Annotated in this window: 24 protein-coding genes; 22 read left to right on the forward strand and 2 right to left on the reverse strand. The window is 43.4% G+C overall.

The genetic code is table 11. The features are described 5' to 3' along the window. Positions 1-288: 288 nt before the first annotated feature. From nusG to L6468_RS00735, 17 genes are all read left to right on the forward strand, one after another. Positions 289-1,572: a transcription termination/antitermination protein NusG gene (gene nusG, locus L6468_RS00655; protein ID WP_237794237.1), complete on the forward strand. Its 1,284-nt coding sequence runs from the start codon at positions 289-291 to the stop codon at positions 1,570-1,572. A gap of 1,499 nt (positions 1,573-3,071) precedes the next feature. Then, entirely contained in the window at positions 3,072-4,286 is a 1,215-nt protein-coding gene (locus tag L6468_RS00660) for an AAA family ATPase (RefSeq protein WP_237794238.1), read from the forward strand. 11 nt (positions 4,287-4,297) lie between these two features. Continuing rightward, on the forward strand, positions 4,298-4,894 hold the full coding sequence (locus L6468_RS00665; protein WP_237794241.1) for a hypothetical protein: 597 nt from the start codon (positions 4,298-4,300) through the stop codon (positions 4,892-4,894). 49 nt (positions 4,895-4,943) lie between these two features. Further along, the gene (locus L6468_RS00670; protein ID WP_237794243.1) at positions 4,944-5,564 is read left to right on the forward strand and encodes a hypothetical protein; all 621 of its coding nucleotides are present in this window, start codon (positions 4,944-4,946) and stop codon (positions 5,562-5,564) included. A 234-nt stretch (positions 5,565-5,798) separates the two neighbouring features. Next, positions 5,799-6,089 (forward strand): hypothetical protein, encoded by a 291-nt coding sequence (locus L6468_RS00675; RefSeq protein WP_237794245.1) that lies wholly within the window; start codon positions 5,799-5,801, stop codon positions 6,087-6,089. A gap of 412 nt (positions 6,090-6,501) precedes the next feature. Beyond that, the gene (locus L6468_RS00680) at positions 6,502-7,878 is read left to right on the forward strand and encodes an AAA family ATPase (RefSeq protein WP_237794247.1); all 1,377 of its coding nucleotides are present in this window, start codon (positions 6,502-6,504) and stop codon (positions 7,876-7,878) included. Further along, positions 7,871-8,413 carry a hypothetical protein gene (locus L6468_RS00685; RefSeq protein WP_237794248.1) on the forward strand — a complete coding sequence of 181 codons (543 nt, stop codon included), beginning with the start codon at positions 7,871-7,873 and terminating at the stop codon, positions 8,411-8,413. The genes L6468_RS00680 and L6468_RS00685 overlap by 8 nt, the downstream gene beginning before the upstream one ends. Positions 8,414-8,782: 369 nt before the next feature. After that, entirely contained in the window at positions 8,783-9,178 is a 396-nt protein-coding gene (locus L6468_RS00690) for a four helix bundle protein (RefSeq protein ID WP_237794250.1), read from the forward strand. 391 nt (positions 9,179-9,569) lie between these two features. Further along, the gene (locus L6468_RS00695; RefSeq protein ID WP_237794252.1) at positions 9,570-9,857 is read left to right on the forward strand and encodes a DUF7724 family protein; all 288 of its coding nucleotides are present in this window, start codon (positions 9,570-9,572) and stop codon (positions 9,855-9,857) included. Next, positions 9,850-10,071, forward strand: coding sequence for a DUF7723 family protein (locus L6468_RS00700; protein WP_237794254.1), 222 nt, complete (start codon positions 9,850-9,852; stop codon positions 10,069-10,071). The genes L6468_RS00695 and L6468_RS00700 overlap by 8 nt, the downstream gene beginning before the upstream one ends. 3 nt (positions 10,072-10,074) lie before the next feature. Further along, positions 10,075-10,353 (forward strand): DUF4160 domain-containing protein, encoded by a 279-nt coding sequence (locus L6468_RS00705; protein ID WP_237794256.1) that lies wholly within the window; start codon positions 10,075-10,077, stop codon positions 10,351-10,353. A gap of 70 nt (positions 10,354-10,423) precedes the next feature. After that, a complete protein-coding gene (locus tag L6468_RS00710; protein ID WP_237794258.1) occupies positions 10,424-10,633 on the forward strand; it encodes a hypothetical protein in 210 nt (69 codons plus the stop codon). Beyond that, on the forward strand, positions 10,630-10,920 hold the full coding sequence (locus L6468_RS00715; protein ID WP_237794260.1) for a hypothetical protein: 291 nt from the start codon (positions 10,630-10,632) through the stop codon (positions 10,918-10,920). Before L6468_RS00710 ends, L6468_RS00715 begins: the two co-directional genes overlap by 4 nt. Positions 10,921-10,987: 67 nt before the next feature. Further along, the gene (locus tag L6468_RS00720) at positions 10,988-11,350 is read left to right on the forward strand and encodes a four helix bundle protein (RefSeq protein WP_237794262.1); all 363 of its coding nucleotides are present in this window, start codon (positions 10,988-10,990) and stop codon (positions 11,348-11,350) included. Between the two features lie 34 nt (positions 11,351-11,384). Next, positions 11,385-12,512: a GDP-mannose 4,6-dehydratase gene (gene gmd, locus L6468_RS00725; protein ID WP_237794264.1), complete on the forward strand. Its 1,128-nt coding sequence runs from the start codon at positions 11,385-11,387 to the stop codon at positions 12,510-12,512. 154 nt (positions 12,513-12,666) lie between these two features. Next, on the forward strand, positions 12,667-13,068 hold the full coding sequence (locus tag L6468_RS00730) for a four helix bundle protein (protein WP_237794266.1): 402 nt from the start codon (positions 12,667-12,669) through the stop codon (positions 13,066-13,068). Between the two features lie 181 nt (positions 13,069-13,249). Beyond that, positions 13,250-14,191 (forward strand): GDP-L-fucose synthase family protein, encoded by a 942-nt coding sequence (locus tag L6468_RS00735; RefSeq protein ID WP_237794268.1) that lies wholly within the window; start codon positions 13,250-13,252, stop codon positions 14,189-14,191. A 4-nt stretch (positions 14,192-14,195) separates the two neighbouring features. Here L6468_RS00735 and L6468_RS00740 read toward each other — a convergent pair whose 3' ends face one another. After that, a complete protein-coding gene (locus tag L6468_RS00740) occupies positions 14,196-14,615 on the reverse strand; it encodes an N-acetylmuramoyl-L-alanine amidase (protein WP_237794275.1) in 420 nt (139 codons plus the stop codon). Between the two features lie 311 nt (positions 14,616-14,926). Continuing rightward, positions 14,927-15,487 carry an HU family DNA-binding protein gene (locus L6468_RS00745; protein WP_237794277.1) on the reverse strand — a complete coding sequence of 187 codons (561 nt, stop codon included), beginning with the start codon at positions 15,485-15,487 and terminating at the stop codon, positions 14,927-14,929. 785 nt (positions 15,488-16,272) lie between these two features. On the opposite strand from L6468_RS00745, the gene L6468_RS00750 reads away from it, so the two are divergent. From L6468_RS00750 to L6468_RS00770, 5 genes are all read left to right on the forward strand, one after another. After that, positions 16,273-17,145, forward strand: coding sequence for a DUF2806 domain-containing protein (locus tag L6468_RS00750; RefSeq protein ID WP_237794279.1), 873 nt, complete (start codon positions 16,273-16,275; stop codon positions 17,143-17,145). Between the two features lie 265 nt (positions 17,146-17,410). After that, positions 17,411-18,187, forward strand: a complete 777-nt coding sequence (locus L6468_RS00755) for a hypothetical protein (RefSeq protein WP_237794281.1) — start codon at positions 17,411-17,413, stop codon at positions 18,185-18,187. Further along, positions 18,184-18,459, forward strand: a complete 276-nt coding sequence (locus tag L6468_RS00760) for a hypothetical protein (RefSeq protein ID WP_237794282.1) — start codon at positions 18,184-18,186, stop codon at positions 18,457-18,459. Before L6468_RS00755 ends, L6468_RS00760 begins: the two co-directional genes overlap by 4 nt. A 421-nt stretch (positions 18,460-18,880) precedes the next feature. Continuing rightward, entirely contained in the window at positions 18,881-21,199 is a 2,319-nt protein-coding gene (locus L6468_RS00765) for an AAA family ATPase (protein ID WP_237794284.1), read from the forward strand. Continuing rightward, positions 21,199-21,429: a hypothetical protein gene (locus L6468_RS00770; protein WP_237794286.1), complete on the forward strand. Its 231-nt coding sequence runs from the start codon at positions 21,199-21,201 to the stop codon at positions 21,427-21,429. The genes L6468_RS00765 and L6468_RS00770 overlap by 1 nt, the downstream gene beginning before the upstream one ends.

The following is a 21,429-nucleotide window of genomic DNA, read 5'->3' on the forward strand; positions in this document are numbered from 1 at the left end:
AATCAGTTAAATCCGTGGTCAAACCAATAAAAACTTGCAATTTCTTTCCGGTTTCAGTTTAATTTCGTACCTTTGCACCGATATACACATCTCTGCTTACCAAAATGAACAGTTTTGTGTAGTATCAAGACAGGTGACTCTGCCGCCGTTCTGAAAGTACCCCCTGCGGGGACTGACAAGGGAAAACGCAAAGGCATGACGAACCAACGGGAAGGGTGCCCCGAGCACCCATAAAAGTAGAAATTGTCCAAACAGCCCACTGTGCGGACCAAGCGGAACTCGTCTCTAATGAATCGTAGCAATATAACAGGAAAAGACAATAAGGAAAAACGATGGTGCATCCTCCGTCATCCGGATGCAGACCTGATCGGAGAGATTCTCAGTGGCAGGCGAAAGGTCTTCGATGCCTCTGGGGAAGTCTCGTATTCATATAATTTCTTCATCCCCTTCGAGGACCTGAAACTCCGACAGCGCCAGGTACAAAACTCTCCTGATGACGACTATAAAGACTATGATGCCATGCTCGATGAGCGTGCGCTGCGCAGCGACCTGCACCATTTCATCTTTATCTGTGCGTCGAAGGATGATATCGTGAAGCATATCCTGAACAGCCCGTGGAACAAAGCGCTCACCCATCGTCTCTATGCCTATCGTGATGAGCATGGCGACCCGGTGGAGGTCAGCCATGCCGAGGTGCAGCGTTTCATGACCGTCATCAAACGTTACGATTTCCAGATTCTTAATGGCGAACCCTCCGACGAAGTCCGTGAGGGCGACCGTGTCACCGTCATCAGTGGTCCTATGGCAGGCAGCGATGGTATCATCCAGGAGATCCGTGAGCGTGAGGGCCAGATCCTCCTCACCATCACCTTCGCGATGTTCCAGAACAAGATGCATGTTGCCGTCCCCGGCATCCGTATCTCTGATGTCCGCTTGACGTCTGCAGAGGCCCAGCGGCTCATCCAGGACCCCGTCATCGGTCATTTCGAGGACCAGCTCATCGAGCTCCTCTGCCATCTGCATGGCAAGAAAGGCTCCCACGAGCTCAACAAGGAAGACCAGCGCCAGCTCCGCTTCCTCTACCAGTACACCACCATCCAGTTCGACGACCCCGCCAACCGCACCAAGTTCGCCGCCCTGATGCTCATCTGCGCCTACCTCATGAACGACAAAGACGAGGTAGCCCGCCGCCAGCAGGAGGTGGAACAGCTCCTGATGTCTGAGGTAGAAAAGATGTCTGATGTCGGAGGTTTGAAGTCTGATGTAGATCCTGAACTCCGTGATTCCGTGACTCCGGATCCCGTAATTCTGGGCTCCGTCCTCCGTGAATCCGTAGTCCGTGATTCCGAATCCCGTGACTCCGTGAATCCGGGCTCCGCCTTCCGTGATTCCGTGACTCCGGTTCCCGTGATTCCAAACAATGACATCTCATGTTATTTAACGATGTCATTGTTCATCGTCACTCACAACCCTGAGTACCGCTGTCAGGTGAAGGCCTGGCGTCAGTCGCACCCCGACTGTCCCCTTGTCATCCGCCGCTTCCTCTCCATCGCCAAGCAAATCCGGTGTTGACGGCATTCTCGACTTCACCTCTGAAAAACGTCCTCGCTTCTCTGCGGAATGTTTTGTCAGAGCCAAAGTCTCCGACGGAAAAACCGGTAATAAGAAAATTTGTTTCGATTTTGCTCGATTTCTCGCCCTTGGGCGACTCCTATTTCCAGAATCGTCTACGATTCTCCTTTCTGTGATTTCAGTGCTTTCTGTGTGCCCCCTCCCTCTCACGCTTTAGCGCGAGCTAATTAATGATAAATTAATGTTCCAATTAATGGTAATTAATGTTCATCAAAAAGCTGTCGTTGATGTTAGGTTCAGGGAAGAAACTGTTTTTCCTGTTTTTGCCTCGGATGCTTTCTGCGGTTCGTTAAGCGAACCCATTGATAGCACGGTCTTTGTGCGAGAACGCGTTCTCAGGCACAAACGAGCGAGGTAGCAATGAGGCCATAGGCTGCAGACAGCAGTAGAGGAGTTTTTATTGTTTTTTTCAATTTCAACAATTTGCTCGATTTTGATAAGATTTGCTGGATTTCTGCCTCGCAAGAGGCACTCCTTCATTTCTAGGACCTTTAGGTCCCTATAATTTTCGAATTTAATTTTCTTCAAATTTTGAGCTTCGCGACCTCCCTCCTCACGCTTTAGCGTGAACCTTCCGTGTTTCCGTGCAATTCGTGCTTCCGTGTTCGCCCTCAGCCATCAGCCGTCATCCATCAGCCTTCATTCACGCGACAATCACCTGTCTGTCATTTATGTCGGTTTATCCCGATTTTCTTGATTTTACCGATTCCTGCCTCCTATGAGGCATATATATAGCAAAGAGAGTAGATTTATGAAACAAGAAGAAATACAATCACTGTTTAAAAGTTACGAAGAGGCGGCCTGCATGATAGACGAGACTGAGTGAACGTAGGACAGCCACTCTCGGACCATTTTATTGACGTCAATAAAAAGGTCGAGTTGGGAAGTGGAGCATTTCGTGAAGTCGAAGATACTATGCTCACTCTAGCAAAAAAGAATAAAGAGATTTCCCACGATTTCTTCGACGAGCGAAGCGAGTAGAACTCGATATCTCGCCTTTAGGCGCCTTACTCACGCTTTAGCGCGAGTCCATCTGTGATATCCGTGCTATCTGTGTGACATTTATTTTTGGACCTTTAGGTCCCCCGATTTTAAAATAAGATTTCCCGGAAGTTAAATAAAGAAATACAAAGAGAATCATTAAGACTCTTGTTAGATATGGGTGCTTCAGTATGACAGTTACAACGTCTGACTGGGCTGGGAACTTCTGGAGCAGCGAGTGCCGTGAGTGCTTGCACTATGACGGCCGAGTCGCGACAGAAGTCAACATTGTTAAGTGACCTGATACAGCGCCTTTGACCTCCAGGTGACACGACCGTCCCCCTGATCTTTGATCTTTCTATAATGAGCCTCTAAAGTAAAACAACACAACTATAGGTGACGCGACTTGTCATTTGTCATTCACCTTGTCACCCTAGTAGAAAAGTTTTTGTATATATATGAGAAAATTGATAATCAAAAATTTTGGGCCTGTTATAAATTCAGAATTAGAACTTAAGGCCGTTAATTTACTTATTGGTGAGCAGTCTATAGGTAAGAGTACGATTGCAAAACTGATTACTATCATGACCGACATATTCTCTTTAAATATGGTTATTCGTTATGGTCATAAAGGTTGGTCAGACCAGTTGAAATCATATGGACTGGATATCTATAGTAAGGATGATTACCATATTCAATATGAGTGGTTTGAGAAAGAAATACACCTCATTTTAACAATAACAAATAAGGAGGCAAGCATCTCTCTTACGAAGGGTAAGACCAGCATAAAAGATACAGACAAAATCACTAAAACGCTTGCAGGATTGAAACCAATTTTTCATCAAGAACAGTTTTTGAGTCAACTGAAAGATTTGGTAGACAACGCAAAAGGAGCAAAGCCTAAAGATTTGATATCATCATTACAACAGTTGGTCTTTAATTCTATCTATATTCCTGCAGAACGAAACTTCTTCTCTTTTTTCAGCAAAGCATTGCCCGCTCTTAACCTTGTCAGAGAATCAATTCCTCAAAATCTTCTCCGTTTTTCTCTGGAATACCAAAATGCTAAGTCTGCCTACAATAACTATGATTCTCCGCTATTGAATGTATCATACGAATATGACGGTTCTGACGATTATTTTACGGACCATTCCAGCAATCAAAGGAACAGGTTGTCTTATGCCTCATCAGGCATTCAGTCAACAATACCTCTTTTGTTGGTTCTCCAGTATGCAGTCAATAAAAGAGAATACTCTTCTTTCGTTATAGAGGAACCAGAAACGAATCTGTTTCCTGATAAGCAGGTTAGTCTATTAAGACACATACTCAAGACTGTCAACAGCGATGGTCGGACTTTGACAATCACTACTCATAGTCCGTACCTTCTCTCTGCATTAAACAATTCTCTATTTGCTGGTTTGTTGATAAAAAAATATGGTGAAGGAATTGATAAGGAACTTGCAGAGATTATTGACAAGGATTGTTGCTTGACACAAGATGAGTGTTCCGTTTATTCTTTGGGTGAATCCGTGAATGGCAAAGATTTTTATTGCAAGTCAGTTGTTGACCCAGAGACGGGTATGATTGATAGTAATGCCTTGGATGGTGTTTCTTTGTTATTAAGTGCTGAATTCAGTAAATTGGAAGACCTTCTGTTGTCACACAATCAATAAAGCGGATAAATATGAATTTTGGAGCGATAAATAATTTACGATTAAAAGAGGCCTTCGATGAGTATGAATTGTTTCAGCATATATCCAAGGATGAAGATTGGCTGGATAAACTGTTCGAATGTGACAGCAGAGGACAATTGTTTGTGTATGATGATGCGGAAGTTGGTCACGTCGTATATGTTAAAGATACTAAAGGTCTTGGACGTGACAAAGTTTATGGATTGGTGAATAAAACCCATAAAGATGTTTTTTTGTGGCATATTGATGGTGTTATTTACGAAAAGACGTCTAAGTGCGATTGTGCTGTTATTACTGCAGATGAAATGGATTTTATCGAATTTAAGACCAATGCGTCAAATAGTACGCAAGAAGCTATTATCGATAATTATCATAAAGCAAGTGAACAGTTGCAGAAAATAGTTATGGATGTCAAGAATCGATGTTCTAAAGTGGGGGTGAAGCTGACCTCAGTCGTTCCCGTTGAGGCTCATGCAGTTTTCAATCCGACAGTTCCCTCAGACAATGCGATGAAGAAGAATATCTCTGCAAAATTTCTTTTCCGCACAGGAATCAAACTCAGTTTTGATAACATGAAGGAGTTGAAGTAATAAAGTATCTATATTCTCTTCATAGAGATTGAACATTTGAAACACAATTATGCCAGACGACTCAAAATGGAAGGTTAAAACAAAACGCTATGTGGCCTTTCTGGACATATTAGGGTTTAAAGACTATGTCTTACGGCATGGCATCGACGACGTGTATAAGCGTCTTCAGACATTGAATGCCTTACGTCCTGAAGATGACAACTCTTTTACCAATTTACGTCATTTCCTGACCTACGTGAAGAGAGTAATGCGAATGGCATTGCGTGCGGAGATTCCTCTAAAAGGTGCTATTGCATATGGGGATATTATTGTGGATGAAGAGCAGAATCTGTTCTGTGGACAGCCAATAATAGATGCTTACCTCCTTGAAGAGGACTTGCAGTATATGGGAATAGTATTCCATCATACCTTTGAGGAACCATTTGATAATCTGTCTGATGCGCACTACCATAAAGTGAAGGGGTGGATAAAAGAGGTTCGAACACCTTTTAAGTATGGTAACCGTGTGCACCTTAATCTTAATTATCCTGTGGCTGGCTCAAAAACATATGAGTTCTCTACAATCGTTGAGACTCAGCGATTCTATTCTTCAGGTGATGCTCGAAAGTACGTAGACAATACATTAGAGATGCTTAAACAATTTGAAGACAAAGATCATGGAAAAGAATAAGAGTACCAAAACCACCGTAAAGAAATCTCCTGAACCCAGACATAGTCGCAGAGTTCAGGATTCGAAGCCAAATGTTGCAAAAAGGAGAGGTGGTGGCAGTTTAGACCCTGGACCAAACAAACCTAAGAAATAATGAAATTACAAGATATCTTAGATTAGTATCATAATGATTCTGCTCAGGCAAGTGATATAGCGAGAAATCTCAATTATGCCCTTTTAGGTGTAGTGTGGATTTTGTCGAAGGAGAATGTTGGGAATCTGGTTAATTACAAAATTCTGCTATTCTTTATTGTTATCTCGCTTGCTGCTGACTTCCTTCAGTACTTCATTAAAGGACAATTTGAGAAATGTCATTTTGATGAACAAGAAAAGAAAGCGACTGATGAGAAAGGCAACATCAACGAAGAGTTTGATGCAGCTCCATATCCAGTTCGTATTAAGATCGTGGCCCAGTTGTTTTATTATTTGAAGTTGATCTCAACTGCTGTAGCAGCAATTATTATTGTTTGCAGACTAGCAGCTTAAATTGTCAGTAGAAATGTGTGAAGTGAAATCTAACATCGAACAATTAAAAGAAGACGTTGAGTTCAATAAACAGAATCCTCGGTTTGCCGAATGTGAGGAAAGTCAACATAGTTAATTATCAAGGCTTACGGGTATCAGTTACGGTGTTATACAACGAATAAATAGTAAAATGAAAGTGGGTCAGTAGAAGGTTTAGCTCGACGGCCGATAGGGAAAGTCAACCGTCCCCCCGACCCGTAGAAAAATTAATTTGCCCCATGGAGCCTACAGCCATTTAGGCATAACTCCACCGCAGGAGGCAATTAACATGAAAATGTATTATCGAAAAAGGAAATTGTAGTAAAAAACTTGCACAATTTCAAGAATTGTAATATATTTGCAGCACAGAATTGTAGTATAAAAAAATGCGAGTATGAGAATACAGATAAAGAATTTAGGAAATGTCGAATTTGGTGATTTAGATATTTCTAAGCGATTGACTGTTTTCTGTGGACCAAATAATACGGGTAAGACGTATGTTTCATACGTTATATATTCATTATTGAAGCCTCAATATTATTATGATAATACGAATGTTCCAAATCTTTCAGGAGTATTTGTAGAGGACAACGTAACTGTAGAATTACAAACAAAAAATTTGCTTTCTTTCCGAAAAAGCAAATTGCAAAACGTTCGCTCTAATTTGGAAAGTCTATTTGGTATTTCAGATAGTGATAAGCTCTCCTTATTTAAGGATTTAAACCTTCAGTACTGTTTGTCTGATGATGATTTCTTGAAGAAAGTATCAAATCTTAAACTTAAATTTCCGGTTCAGTGGAATGGGCTTACTTTTCTTGTCCAAAAAGAAGAGGGCAAATTAAGCGTTAGGATAAGTAAACCAGAAGGAGTTTCTGTTATTTCAGAGGATTCATATTTTTTTTCCTGGCAGATAATGACCTCTATCTATGAGATGCTTGTGAATTATCCTTTTTCTAAGTCTTGTATATTCCCTGTAGAACGTAATTCTATTTACACTTTTAATAAAGAACTCTCAATTCAGCGTAATGAGCTGATAGAACAGATGCAAGCATTGAAGGACAATAAGCGAATAGGCTTTGACTCTGTTGATCGTCTATTGGGTCGTAGTACTCGTTATCCACTTGCTATCCGTGATTGCTTGTCTGTTGCTAATGACCTCAACAATTATAAAAAGCATAAAAGTGAATATATGTCTTTTGCTGAGATATTAGAGCGTAAGCTATTGGGCGGAAAAATCTCAGTAACAAAGGAGGGAGAGGTGGAATTCGTACCTAAGAAGGGACAACGTTTACCTATTCATCTATCTGCATCAATAGTTAAAACGTTATCAAGTTTGACTTTTTATCTGAAGCATCTTGCCGTACGTGGTGACTTGATAATAATTGACGAACCAGAGATGAATTTACATCCCGATGCTCAGGTTATGCTTGCTCGTATTTTTGGGCAAATGGTCAATAATGGCCTGAATATATTGATTAGTACTCATAGCGACTACATAATCCGGGAATTAAATAATATGATTTCATTGGGATCAATTAGCGATCGTCAGGATTTAATGACGGAACTTAATTATTCTGAAGATGAAGTGTTGTCTGCTTCTGATGTTTCTGTCTATTTATTCAAACCCAAGAGAGCAAACTCAAAGATGGTCAAATTGGAGCGAGTAGAAGTAAAGGATGATGGTTTTTCTATGGAAACCATTGACGAGGTAATATATACGTTGAATGTAAATTCGGATCGTATCAATTACAAACTGCGCTACGATGAGTAAAACGATAGATACTTTAAAAAGAATTTTTAGTGACAGCTTTATTGAAGCATCACATGATAACATAAGTGAACCGAAGGAAGATATGGTTCGTAAGATATGTAAGGGAGGAATAGCGGATGAAGATATCCTTATCTGTCGTTTGGATCAAGAGGGTGGCTCTAATTATGCTGACCCATTTCCTTATATTAAAGGTGATTCTGTAAACCATGGACTTCGAGGAATGAAACGTGTTAGTGATTATGTAATGTTTGTGGATAAGGATGGTGTGTTATTCGTCTTGATATTTGAGCTAAAGAAAGGGAAAGAGTCTCCAAAGGAGCAGCTTGATGTAACAGAGCCTTTAATTGATTTTATCTTTAATCGAGCCAAAATCCTCAAACACTTTGGCGAAATAAAGTATGAGGTTCGCAAGATTGGAATCACTGAAGAGGTTGGTAAGCGAAGTACTTCCGAGAGAGGAGAAATAATATATGATAATAGATTTGTCAAGCTTTATAGAGGTAAGTATATTTACCTGCGGAAACTATTGCATTAATTTAATCAATGCCCCGACTGATTGACTTTACGACGCTTGCTACCATAGGGACACAAGAAGTTAAGGTGCCTCCGAAAGGCGACCTCGTCATAAGGCTCAAATGATATCTAGTCTCAGACTGTAAGATTTTGAATCAGATTTTGAAAGATTTCTCGCCTTCAGGCGACTTCATCAATTTCTGGACCTTCAGGTCTTAACAATTTTTGAATATAATTTTCTTCAAATTTTAAGCATCGCGACCCCATCCACAGAATCGCCTGCGATTCTCTGATCTGTGCCATCTGTGGCATCTGTGCGACAATCATCATGTCTGAAATTTCCGACGCAATCCAATCCAAATGTCTCGCCTTTGGCGACCGCATAATCAAATTGAATGATTACCTCCTCAAAGAGGCTGCTAATGCCAAGCCAACTTACAAACTAGTTAAGGGCAAACGGGTGTATGAGAAAACAGTCCCCGTTTATTTGCAATCAATCTCAGCATTATGTAACCAATTGCTTCGTGCAGGCACGAGCATAGGCGCCAATAACGCTGAAGCATGTAACGCTATCAGCAAGGCAGATTTCAAGTCCAAAAGTTTTATTGCTCTTAAAGAAGCACGGGAATCTTTATATTGGATTGACCTGCTTCATCGCAATAGCTACTTGGACGATAAACAATACCAAAGCATATACAACGATGCTGAAGAACTTGTTAAGATACTAGTTACAAGGTGTAAGAAATTAAATCAAGAAACATTAAATAAAGAAGATGAAAAAGAGTAGAGTAGTTGGGATTGTAGTGGGCGTTGGAATTTCTTCCTTCTTCCCTCTTACATCTTCCATCATAAAACTCTTCCCTCTTACATCAAACATCTGACATCAAGCGAAGCGTAAGTGGTCGAGTAGCATGGACTATTGACAAGTTTATTGTGTTGGTGGGCAAGTGGGCAGAGCCAATTCAAGAGCAGCTCACCGAATTGCTGGAGCAGGAGTTCTCCCTGCCGTATTTCGAGTTCGTGTACGCGGAGTGTCCTCCCATTGAATTGGGAGGAACGGCTTCCGCCTAGAAGGGCTAATCTATTAAATCCACGGCTGGTCTGGCGTCATGCCCACAACCCGATAACCCTGCGGGAATAATTTCTCCCCTCAAACCTCAAGCAAAGTAATAACGACGATGAAAAGAAACGATACAACACAAGAGGCAATCCTCAGCAGTGCGGGGGGCTTTACTGCCTTCAGCTACGGAGGGTACAACATACGATTCAAGGCACCATACAGCCTTGAACGTTACACCGATGTCCTCAAGTGGGACAACGGGTATTTGGTGGTATTGGCCAAGTATAGCCACAATGATGAGCCTGAGGAGGAGTATATCGACCTCAAGCCCATTCTGGCTGGTCTCTACATCGACTCGGATGCCTTCTTAAAACCGATAAAAACTGTACGTATAGCATATGCCTGATATCAAGACAATTGCCGACAATGCTAATATCGTTGTCAACGGATATGCCTTCACCCGCGAGGAGGATGGTATACATGTGCTCAACCTCAATAGTCCCGACAAGGCTGTCGTGTTCAGTGAGGATGGCGAGGTGCTGGAGACCACGATGGACGATATCGAACTCTCCATCGCCAGCCGTTATCTACAGCAGAACTTGAAATATATGGAGGACTGAACCATGCCGAAGTACTACGATTTCAAAGTGGCTGGCTACTATCTGTATTTCACCTCTTTCTGTGTGGTGGAGTGTATGCATGTGCATGCCAGTGATAGCAAACTGTCCGAGGGAGGTTCTGCCAAGTTCTTTGTCAAGAGCAATGGCGATGCGGTACTTCAGAACCGTGGTGCCCTTAACGACCGTGAGATTGCAAGGATTTCCGAGTTCATCAAGGACCACTATCAGGAAATGTACCTTCGCTGGTCTCAGTATAGTAGAAAGGGTTTTTATGAGAAGTAGGGGAGGCTAGGTGTCATAAATTTCTTCCTTCAAACGACAAACGAAAACAAACAATATAAAATATAACAATATGTGTACAGTAAGTGTTAAGGTGAACGAGGCATTGCTTCGTGGCATGCGGCCGGAGCTGAACTCCACGGCAGCTATCCGTCAGTGGGCACAGCAGCAGATAGACTTGCGTATTCAGCAGATGGAGCTCGACGACCAGGAAACGATGACTATCGATGAAGCCCGCGAGTTGACATTGGCGGCAGTAAGGGATGAGTATGCGAAGTTATGAAACATGTTATTAGGAAACGTTGCGCACAGAAGATAACAACCTTCTATCGCAATGTGTCCAAGAAATATAAGCATACCTATTCTCAGAAGTTGATGGAAAAGAACGTGCATGACGCCTATGACTCCATGTTTCAGATAGAGCGCACCCTCCTCCGCCGCGAGCCAACCATCTCCCAATGGGCTGGCTACCACATGGCTAATACCGATAAGTGGTACTTTGCCTACACGATAGATGGCGACACCATCACAGTAGTCGATGCTCGCCATGCACAAAACATGAGGGAATAATTTCTCCCCTCAATCGAAAAAACAATGCAAGAGCAGAGACCAAGTGCCTGATAAACGAAAACGAATTATGGATAAAGCCCGCAATTTTAGGAACTACAAGGTATGGCAAGATGCTGTAGAGTATAGCTCTATGATATATCAGGAGACAGATAAAATGCCTTGGTTCGAGAAGAAAGGGCTATGTGATCAACTTCAGCGGGCAGCAGTAAGTATTGGCAGCAACATTGCCGAAGGTTCTGCAAAGCCTTCAAATGTCGAATTTGCTCACTATCTTGATACAGCTTTAGGCAGTGCTTACGAAGTTGAAACACAGCTGCTGATTGCAAACAAAATAGGATATATAGATAACGAAAAATATAAAGAGTTGCATAACGGAATCATCAACATCGAAAAGCAACTTGCGGGATTAATCCGTTCATTGCGTCAATAGTTTTGGTTTTCGTTATGGTTTTGGTTTCAAAAGTATGAAAACAGCATTAATTACTGGTATTACAGGCCAAGACGGATCTTATTTGGCCGAGTTTTTATTAGAGAAGGGATATGACGTACATGGAACGATACGTCGTAGTTCCGTGGATTTCCGTGAACGTATAGCACATTTGGAGGGTACGCCTCATTTCCATCTGCATTATGCAGATTTGGGCGACTCTATGAGTGTGCTGGGCGTGATTGGTAAGGTACGCCCCGATGAGATATATAATCTGGCAGCTCAGAGCCATGTGCAGGTCAGTTTCGACTCTCCGGAGTTTACTGCTGATGTTGATGCAGTGGGTGTGCTCCGTATTTTGGAGGCAGTTCGCCAGCTTGGCATGACTGAGACCTGCCGTATCTATCAGGCATCTACTTCCGAACTCTATGGTAAGGTGGAGGAGGTCCCTCAGAACGAGAACACCCCCTTCCATCCCTATAGCCCATACGCTGTAGCAAAGCAGTACGGCTTCTGGATTGTTAAGGAGTACCGTGAGGCCTACAATATGTATTGCTGCTCAGGTATCCTCTTCAATCATGAGTCTGAGCGCCGTGGTGAGACCTTCGTAACAAGAAAGATTACCCTTGCTGCAGCCCGTATCTCTCAGGGAGTACAGGATTGTCTGTACCTCGGTAACATGGATTCATTGCGTGACTGGGGCTATGCCAAGGACTATGTGGAGTGTATGTGGCTCATTCTTCAGCAGGATAAACCAGAGGACTTCGTGATTGCTACAGGTGTTCAGCACTCTGTCCGTGAATTCACGGAACTTGCTTTCAAACATGCAGGTATTGAACTCGAATTCAAGGGAAAAGGTCTTGACGAAGTTGGCGTAGTAAAAACCATCAACTCAGCCATCAGCCATCATCCATCAGCCATCAAACCCGGCGACGTAGTCGTAAGGGTTTCCCCGGACTTCTATCGTCCTACCGATGTTGTTAACCTTTGGGGTGATCCAACAAAGGCGAAAGCCAAACTGAAGTGGAACCCCAATAAGACTTCATTCGAAGAATTGGTTAAGTTGATGGTCGAGCATGATATCGCAAAGGTAGCAGCCGAAGGTGCCGCCGCCAAGGTCCGCACCAACCTTGCAGAATACTTGGAGAAAGGTATTGTAAAGTAAACTTCAGAGTTTAAGGGGTTTAAAAGTTTAAGAAGTTTAAGAAACAAGAGTTCAAGTGGTTTAATGGTTCAAGAAGTTTAAGAGGAAAAGCGTAAAGCGCCTTAAACCCTTTAAACATATTAAACTTTTTAAACTGACTTACAAAGCGAATAAAATGAGCGCAGTACGGGACTTTGAAGAGCTAGCAATCTTCCAGAAAGCACGTGAGCTTTCAAAGAAGATTTATCCTGTTACTAATAGGGATGGTTTCAAGTCAGATTTCCGCTTTGTTCAGCAGATACGTGCAGCAGCTGGTTCCATCATGGATAATATTGCAGAAGGGTTCGAAAGAACCGGCAATAAAGAATTCTTAAACTTCTTATACATAGCAAAAGGCTCTTGTGGCGAAGTCCGCTCTCAGCTCATTAGAGCTAACGATGTTGGCTACTTGACTCCAGAGGAGTTTGATGAGTTATATTCAGAATGCCGTAAGCTTTCAGCTGGCATTATGAACTTCATCAAAGAAATCAAAGCGAGCGACTTGACGGGTGCTAAGTTTAAAGAGTTTAATGGTTAAAAAGTTCAAGAGGACTAGCGCAAAGAGCCTTAAACATCTTAAACCCTTTGAACATCTTAAACCTTTAAACCACCGCTTTTGCGGCTTAAACCCTTAAACCCTTTGAACATCTTAAACATTTAAACCACCGCTTTTGCGGCTTAAACCCTTAAACACCTTAAACATCTTAAACTTTTTAAGTATGAATCTTGATTCAAAAATATATGTTGCAGGACATAGAGGCATGGTTGGTAGCGCCATTGTCCGTGAACTGCAAAGACAAGGATATAATAATCTGGTGTTGAGAACCCACTCGGAGCTTGACCTGACCCGTCAGGAGGCAGTAGAAAAATTCTTTGCCGATGAGAAGCCCGAATACGTGTTCCTTGCTGCCGCCAAGGTAGGCGGCATTGTGGCTAACCAGAGCGCCCTTGCCGATTTCATGTACGACAACATGATTCTCGAGATGAACGTCATCCATGCCGCTTGGAAGAACGGCTGCAAGAAGCTCGAGTTCCTGGGCTCCAGCTGCATCTACCCCCGTCTGGCTCCCCAGCCCATGCCCGAGAGCTGCCTGCTCACCAGTGAGCTGGAGAAGACCAACGAAGCCTATGCCCTGGCTAAGATTAGTGGCCTCAAGTACTGCGAGTTCCTCAACCGCCAGTACGGCACTGATTATATCAGCGTGATGCCCACTAACCTCTACGGTCCCAATGATAACTATCATCCAGAGCACAGCCATGTGCTCCCCGCCCTTATCCGTCGCTTCCATGAAGCTAAGGAGGCAGGTTTGGAAAGCGTCACCTGTTGGGGAGATGGCTCACCACTCCGTGAGTTCCTGTATGTTGATGACCTCGCCAACCTCTGTGTGTTCCTGATGAACAACTACTCTGGCAACGAGACCGTCAATGCAGGTACCGGTAAGGAGCTCACTATTAAGGCCCTCACCGAACTGGTTGCAAAGGTGATAGGCTATAAGGGCAAAATAGAGTGGGATACCACTCGTCCGAATGGTACCCCACGCAAACTCCTTGATGTCTCTAAGGCCACCAAACTCGGCTGGACCTACAAGACCGAACTTGAAGACGGCATCCGCCTGGCCTACGAGGACTTCCTGCACAACCCGATGCGAGCAGAACGCTAGCCTGTCATTTCGGTTGCAAGTCCCGGTATTCCCTCACCGCATCAAAACACGGACACTTCTTGTTGTGCGTGAGGTCTCGGTGACCAACAATCACCGCGTCTGGGAACCGCTGATGCAACTCCTCTAAGAGCTTTCTCAGCACCCGCTTCTGCTCCGGCGTCCTGGTATCCGCGGCTTTCCCAGCCTCATTCAGTCCACCCTCATAGCAAATCCCGATGCTGTAGCGGTTATGAGGATAACAGTGAGCGCCAACCTCTTCAAGAGGTCTCCCCAGTTCCACAGTACCATCCCGTCTCACCACATAGTGATACCCGATGCCCTTCCATCCCTTATCCTTATGCCAGTCGTCAATATCCTCTGCGGAGCTCTGCTGTCCCGGACGGACAGCAGAGCAATGTACCACAATCAGCTTAATGCTTCTCATAAGCTTCTGAAACTTAATGTTTAATCTTTAATGTTTAATCTTTCATGTTTAATGTACCACGCATGAGCTAGCCCCCAGCGCCGCCACGATGGCCGTTAAGATATTGATAAGTGTTTGGATACCGAACTTCAATAATTTCTTGTTACCTGTCTTCATACAATATAAATTTAGTTGTTAATATAAATTATCCCGCCACCCTCCCTCTGATAATTATCAATTGTCAATTATCAATTGTCAATTGTTTACGGCCCTTCAGCCCTCTTACATCAGCCTTCAGACCTCTTACATCTTCCATCTTCCCTCTTCCATCATCAGGGATTCACCGGTCCGCTCTCACCGCCACCATTCGTTGGCTCTGTGTTCTCACCGGTGTTGTTTGTAGGCTCCGTGTTGTTCTGAGGGTCAGTCTCCTCCACGGTCTCCGTGAGCGCTTTCTTGACACGTTTCAGTTCTACGCGTTTCTTGAAGATGTCGTTCCAGCTCTTGGGGAGATCCACTTCGATGGTGGCGATACAATCAGAAATGGCGAGGTCACTGGTTGTCAGCTCACGATCGACATTGATTTGAGCCGCTTTCTCAGGATCCGACTCCGCCGCTTTACGAGCTACGAGCTTTGCTTTCAGCTCACTCTGCGAGATGCGACCTGACACCTTTGGACGGAACACTAGTCCGTTAGGCGAACAGATCACTTTCGCATTCAGACTCACAATCTCAGGCAGCTTATCCTCGATCTGCTGCATCACTGCCGCCACGTCGGCTGCCGTCACAGTACTGCCGTTCGCCATACGGTTACACCAGTCGTTGAAACCAACGGTCTGGGTGTTTACCACGCGAGCCTGTACCATCTGCTCATTCTTGAGCTTGTTAAACATTTTAATAAACTGTGTAGAAATCATTTATTTGCCCCTTGTCAGTAGAGGACTCAGTATTTCCGTTCAACACGACATTGTGTCTCATCGGCTGACGGTGCAAAGGTACTATAATTCACGTCCAGGAGGTTCCTCGGTATACCGTGAAACCAAATGGGTAATATATTAACATTAATTATCATAAATCATTTTTAAAAATCTACATTAGACTGATGAGATTTACATTTTCGGCGAAATTTCGTCAAGACCGCTGTCACGCCCTACTGAAGGATCTGGGCAGTGTAATCGATGACTATCGTTTGCAGAGCGGTTGTAATGTAAAGGAAATGATGGCAGAACTACACATCAGCCATCCGGTATTAAAAAAGTACTGACGGGCGAACCCGTCCACGTGTACTACGTCTTGGCGGTCCTCCTTTATGTCGTGTGTAAAACGCACATGTGGGATCAACTCAGAGACAATCTCTTAGAACACCTCAAAGAAATCATTATCAAATACAGTGAAGAAGCCCCTCCTCCCTGGGTCTTTCTCCTCTGCCCTAATACCCCCAAAATCGTCACTCGAGTGAAATCATCGATTGAGCTAGCTGAATTCATGAAATCACTCGAGTCAAATCACGATTTCAGCTATATAGGTAAAACAGAACCAAAATTTGAGCATTTTTTGGACCTGAAGGTCCTTGTATTTTTTGAGATATCTGGGAATGTAGTTCTCACTGCTACAATGTAAACAAAAACGAGAAATAACAACGGGATGTTGCATTATTATGCCCCCTACCTCCACTAATATGAGCGAAGATAATAAAGAAATCAAAGGATTATTTACTTTGAACGTAAAAGATTTAGCTGGACTCAGTGAGCCATTAAAGCGAGTGATTGATTGCCTCGATAAAGGCATCAGTTCCTTGATGCATCCGTTTGCTTTCAAAAGGGACGAACGGGCTAAAATGGTGATAGAGCAAGAGCGTTCAAATCAGAATGCAATAATTGCTCTAAAGGAGGCAATGGCTCAGGATATAATTAATGTTGCCAGGACTTCCAGAGACCGCAACGAACTCCATAATATCGCTGAAATATATGGAGGTGCTATGGCTGAGCTCCAAGGTCTTGATCCGTCAAAGTTGCCCGCTAATTTGCCAAGCGACGAGTGGTCAGCTCACTTCTTTGATTGCGCTAAAGACTGTTCTGATGATCAAATTAGGGTTCTGTGGGCAAAGATTCTAGCAGGTGAAATAAAAAAGCCGGGTAAGTATTATAAGCGAACGCTGACTTGTTTGAAGCAAATAGAGAAGCATGAGGCTGAGTGGTTTGCAGAATTATGTAAGATGTCTATAGAGAATGCTTACGTACCAGATTTTATTTTGGATGACAACAAATTCTTCCGTTTTAATCAGTTTCAGTCATTAGTTGATTGCGGATTTGTCAACGGATCAAAAGGTACAATAACGATAGATAAGGACTGCGTCTTAGAGTGTAAATCGTGCGATATAGATTTAAAATTGACTAGTGGTGAAGTCTTCTTGCATGTATTCACTTTTACGGATACCGGTTTCCAGATATGTCAATTATTAGAATGCAAAACAGACGACACATTTGTACAAGAACTGTTAGAATATCTCAATAAAAGGGGAGCAGCAAATGCTTGTGTCGTGGGTCAGTAGAACCGTCCCCCTGATTCCTGCTCCAGGGAGCAGGCTAGGAGCAGGCTAAGGCGAAGGTGAAGCGACGCAAATAGGTTATAGATGTCGAGATTCTCTGCCTTGTGATACGATAATGAAGTAATAGTAGATAGACTTTTCTGTCTTTATGTCTTCAAAGAAAAATACAAGATTACAAAGAAGGCATCGATATGTTGCATGCACAAATGATTCTACAAATAAATGCTTAACGAAGACGAATAAAAGGTCGTCTGAGACTGGTAGTGCGATGGAGATGAAGAATGAAATGAATTCAGATATGATGCCGCAGACAATACGGGATGAAAAATCTAAAAACACAGAAGGTGAGGTGAAACCTACGTTGCCTAAAGAAGACATTCCATCTGTTCCACCAGTTGATAATTCTAAGTCATCAACATGTAGTGTCAGGAGTTATAAGGAAATCTATATCCTGATAGTTATACTTACCTCCTTGTTTACGATAGGTGCTTTTTATTTGTTATCTAGAACATTTTATAATGTTTCGGAAAGAATTGTAGAGATACAACAACGAGATTATGTGAATTTGTCCCACTTATTAAGTGATACCTGTAATACATGTTTCCCAATTGATGAAAAAGGAATCTTGTCTATTGAAGAAATAATAGATAAGCATTATGAGCGCACAGAATCGTTATTGGAGCTTCAGTATAATAAATTGCAGAATGACTTCAATTTTCTTTCGATGTGGGCTGCGGTTATCACGATTGTATTTTTGGTGTTTTCTATTTACTCGATATTCAAAACAGACGAAATGCTGTCTCGTGCTAAAGATGAAACCGCAGAGATACATAAAATGTCACTTGAGGCTAAGGTACATAGTACAACAATCGAATCAGACATCAAATTGGCGGAAGAAAGGATTAAAACACTACAAGGTAGGGCTGAAAAAATTGAAACTCAATTATCGGCAATAGAGACAAGATTTGATAATATGAACAAATCTTCAGATGGTTCTTTGGATGCCTCAGAAGATTCAAACGACGAAACAGAGAGAGAAAAATGAAGGTTTATTTATTTACATTTGGACTAAGTTTTGGAAGTCGCGAAGAAGCTAAGGCAATCCTCAACAAGTGCTCTTCTGTAAAAGGTTGGAGGACGGATATGATGCGTTCTTTCTATCTTAAATCAGAAGAATCAGCCGATACTATAGCAAAGGAGATAAGAGAGCATAAAAAAACAGGTCGTTTCATTGTTGTTGAAATTACCGATAATTCTCAGGGATGGATACAAAAGGATAGTTGGAAATTTATTAATGACGAAAAAAACAAAAAATAGTCTTTCGTGTAATCCTATCCGTTTCTGTAATGCGGAAATGATAGTGGAACTTTTCCGTCCGCAGTTAGAACATCAGACATCATACTTCAGCCATTAACCATCTTTAGGATTGTACCATCACCGCAGGTGACACGAACCTGCCCCTTGTCACCCTTCAGTTAGAACATCCTACAGACCTGCAAAAGAAAGAGAAGTCAGAACGTAACGAAATACTTGCCGAAGCTATCCAGTATGGCATTCCCCTGAGGCAACTCAGTCGCCTGACCGGTATCAGTTACGGAGTGATACAGAGAATAAATAACAAAATGAAGGTTCAGAAAGTGGGTCGGTAGAACCGTCCCCCCGACCCTGAACCTGTCCCTACATTCTATCTCAGAACCGTCCCCGACCAAAAGCGCGAAGTAAAGCAAAGTAAAAGCAAATGAATCCAGTTTATATTGATATACATATCCATACCTCACCTAATCATGAGGAGCCAAATAAGAAGTACGATACTTGTACTTTGCTGGCAGGGGTGGATCGTATGGCGCAGGGTGCTGATGCACTAATCTCGCTGACGGACCATAATATGATTAATAAAGCGGCTTATCTTGCTTTGTTGGCTAACGCAGCACCGCAGGTGCACGTGCTTTTGGGCGTGGAGCTGAACATCAAGAACTACGAGGAGGCACCTTCCTACCATTGCCACATCATCTTCGATTGTGCCACCAACGAGGAGAATATAGATGCCATCAATGGCATACTTGATGAGTTGTATCCCAAGAAGCGCATCGAGCGTGACGATAAGAACATTCCCGATATTAGCAGGGTTATCAACGCTTTTGATAGTTTCGATTTTCTGTTGCTACCGCATGGCGGACAGTCACATGCCACTTTCGACCACTCAATCCCGCGAGGTGTAAAGTTCGATACCACGCTGATGCGCAGCATCTACTACAACCAGTTCGACGGTTTCACTGCCCGCACCAATGCCGGCCTTGAAGAGACCGAGCGCTATTTCAAGCGCCTTGGCATCAATGAGTTTGTGAACCTTGTTACCTGTAGTGACAACTACGAGCCCCATCGCTATCCCGAGGGAAAAGACCACACGCCTTTCATGCCTACGTGGATGTTTGCCGAGCCCACCTTTGACGGCCTGCGACTATCGCTGTCCGAGAAAACCCGCTTCCTCTATTCTGAGCAGAGACCCAGTTCATGGTCTGAATACATCAAAAGCGTACGGTTGAAGGGCGACGGCATAGATATAGATATCCAACTCACGCCCGGTCTGAATGTCATCATTGGCGGTTCTTCCAGCGGCAAGACGCTGCTAGTCGATTCCATCTACCGCAAGCTGTGTGAGAAGAGTTTTGCCGACTCTGAGTACGAGAAGTTCAGGGTGTCCAACATAGAGGTTTACAACCCCTCTTCCACGCAGCCTCATTTTCTGCCTCAGAACTATATCATTAAGATTATAGACCCCGATGCAGAGAAAGGCATTGAGAACATTGAGATTATTCGCAACGTGTTCCCTGAGAATGCTGAGCTGAAGCTGAAGGTGGCCGATGGTATCACCAAATTGCGCGAGGATATGACCCACTTGATGAACTGCGTGGAGGAGATAGAGAAGCTGGAGGAGCAGCTGCGCAAAATACCTAGCATCGGGCGACTGATTATCAAGGGCACAATTAAACGCAACATCCTGAGTAGCCTTGTGCCGTCTGCCGATGTCCGTGCCACTATCCATTATGATGAGCGTAGCTATAATGAGCATAAGAATATGTTGGACGAAATTCGGCGTTTGTTTGTCGCCAATCCTTTTGCCGCTGAGCACACGGCAGCCATGGACGAGATACTGAATGAACTCCACCATCTTTACTCCGTGAGCGAGATAGAATCCTCAGTCTATCAGACCATCAATGCCGCAAAGCGCGACTACGAGGAGATTCTGAGCACTCAGAGCTATGAGAACCAGCAGAAAAACCAGAATCAGGAAACCCTGTTGGACAGCATTACTAAATATATAGAGTTACAGCAGCGTTTTCGCGAAATTCTCAACTCCATCTCCATTTATTCCATTTCGGTGGAGACCAAGGAGATAACTTCTATGGGACACCACTTGTTCCTTCAAAACGACTTCAAGCTCACTAAGGAGAAAGTGCTGGAAACCTTTAACGAATGTCTGAAGTCGCAGTATGCGATAGCCCACTTCCAAGACATCACGCCCCAGAGCCTTGTGCAGGGTCGCTTCAGCCAGCGAGCTCCTAAAATATGCTCCTATAACGAGTTTATAGAGAAGGTGGTGGAGAAATTCTCTAAGTTGAACAAGACGCTCTATAGAATTAATACCAAGGATGGCAAGAGTTTCGATGAACTCAGTGCAGGTTGGAAAACCAGCGTACTTTTGGACTTGGTTCTTGACTACGACAAGGATATGGTTCCCATCATTATTGACCAGCCCGAAGACAATCTGGCCAGTGCCTACATCAACGACGGTTTGGTGAAAGCCATCAAGAAGACCAAGACCCGCAAGCAGATAATCCTGGTGTCGCATAACGCCACCATCCCCATGCTGGCCGACGCCCAAAACATTGTCTATTGCAAGAACGAGAATGGTTTTATAACCATCCGCTCCTCCTCGTTGGAGGGCAAGATAGACGGGGTGCCTGTCTTGGACTTGATAGCCAAGATAACTGATGGCGGCAAGACATCTGTTAAGAAGAGAGTAAAGAAGTATAACCTCAAAAAATTTACTGACTGATGAAGCTGTTTTTTAAGAAAGACGAACACGGTGAGATTATACTCGAAATCCAGAAAGGTACTGTACGCACCGGTTTCGACTATGTGGAGATGCTGCGCCAGTTGCTGGAGCATAACGAGATAGAAGAACCTGTGTTCGAGAAAATGGACGACGAAGAAATCACCAAGGTAAAAGAGTTGCTTGCCAAAATAAAGAATGCAGTGGCCGCAGGATTGGCAAAAAAAATATAA

The sequence above is a fragment of the Prevotella communis genome (assembly GCF_022024115.1).
In the GTDB taxonomy this organism is placed as follows: domain Bacteria; phylum Bacteroidota; class Bacteroidia; order Bacteroidales; family Bacteroidaceae; genus Prevotella; species Prevotella communis.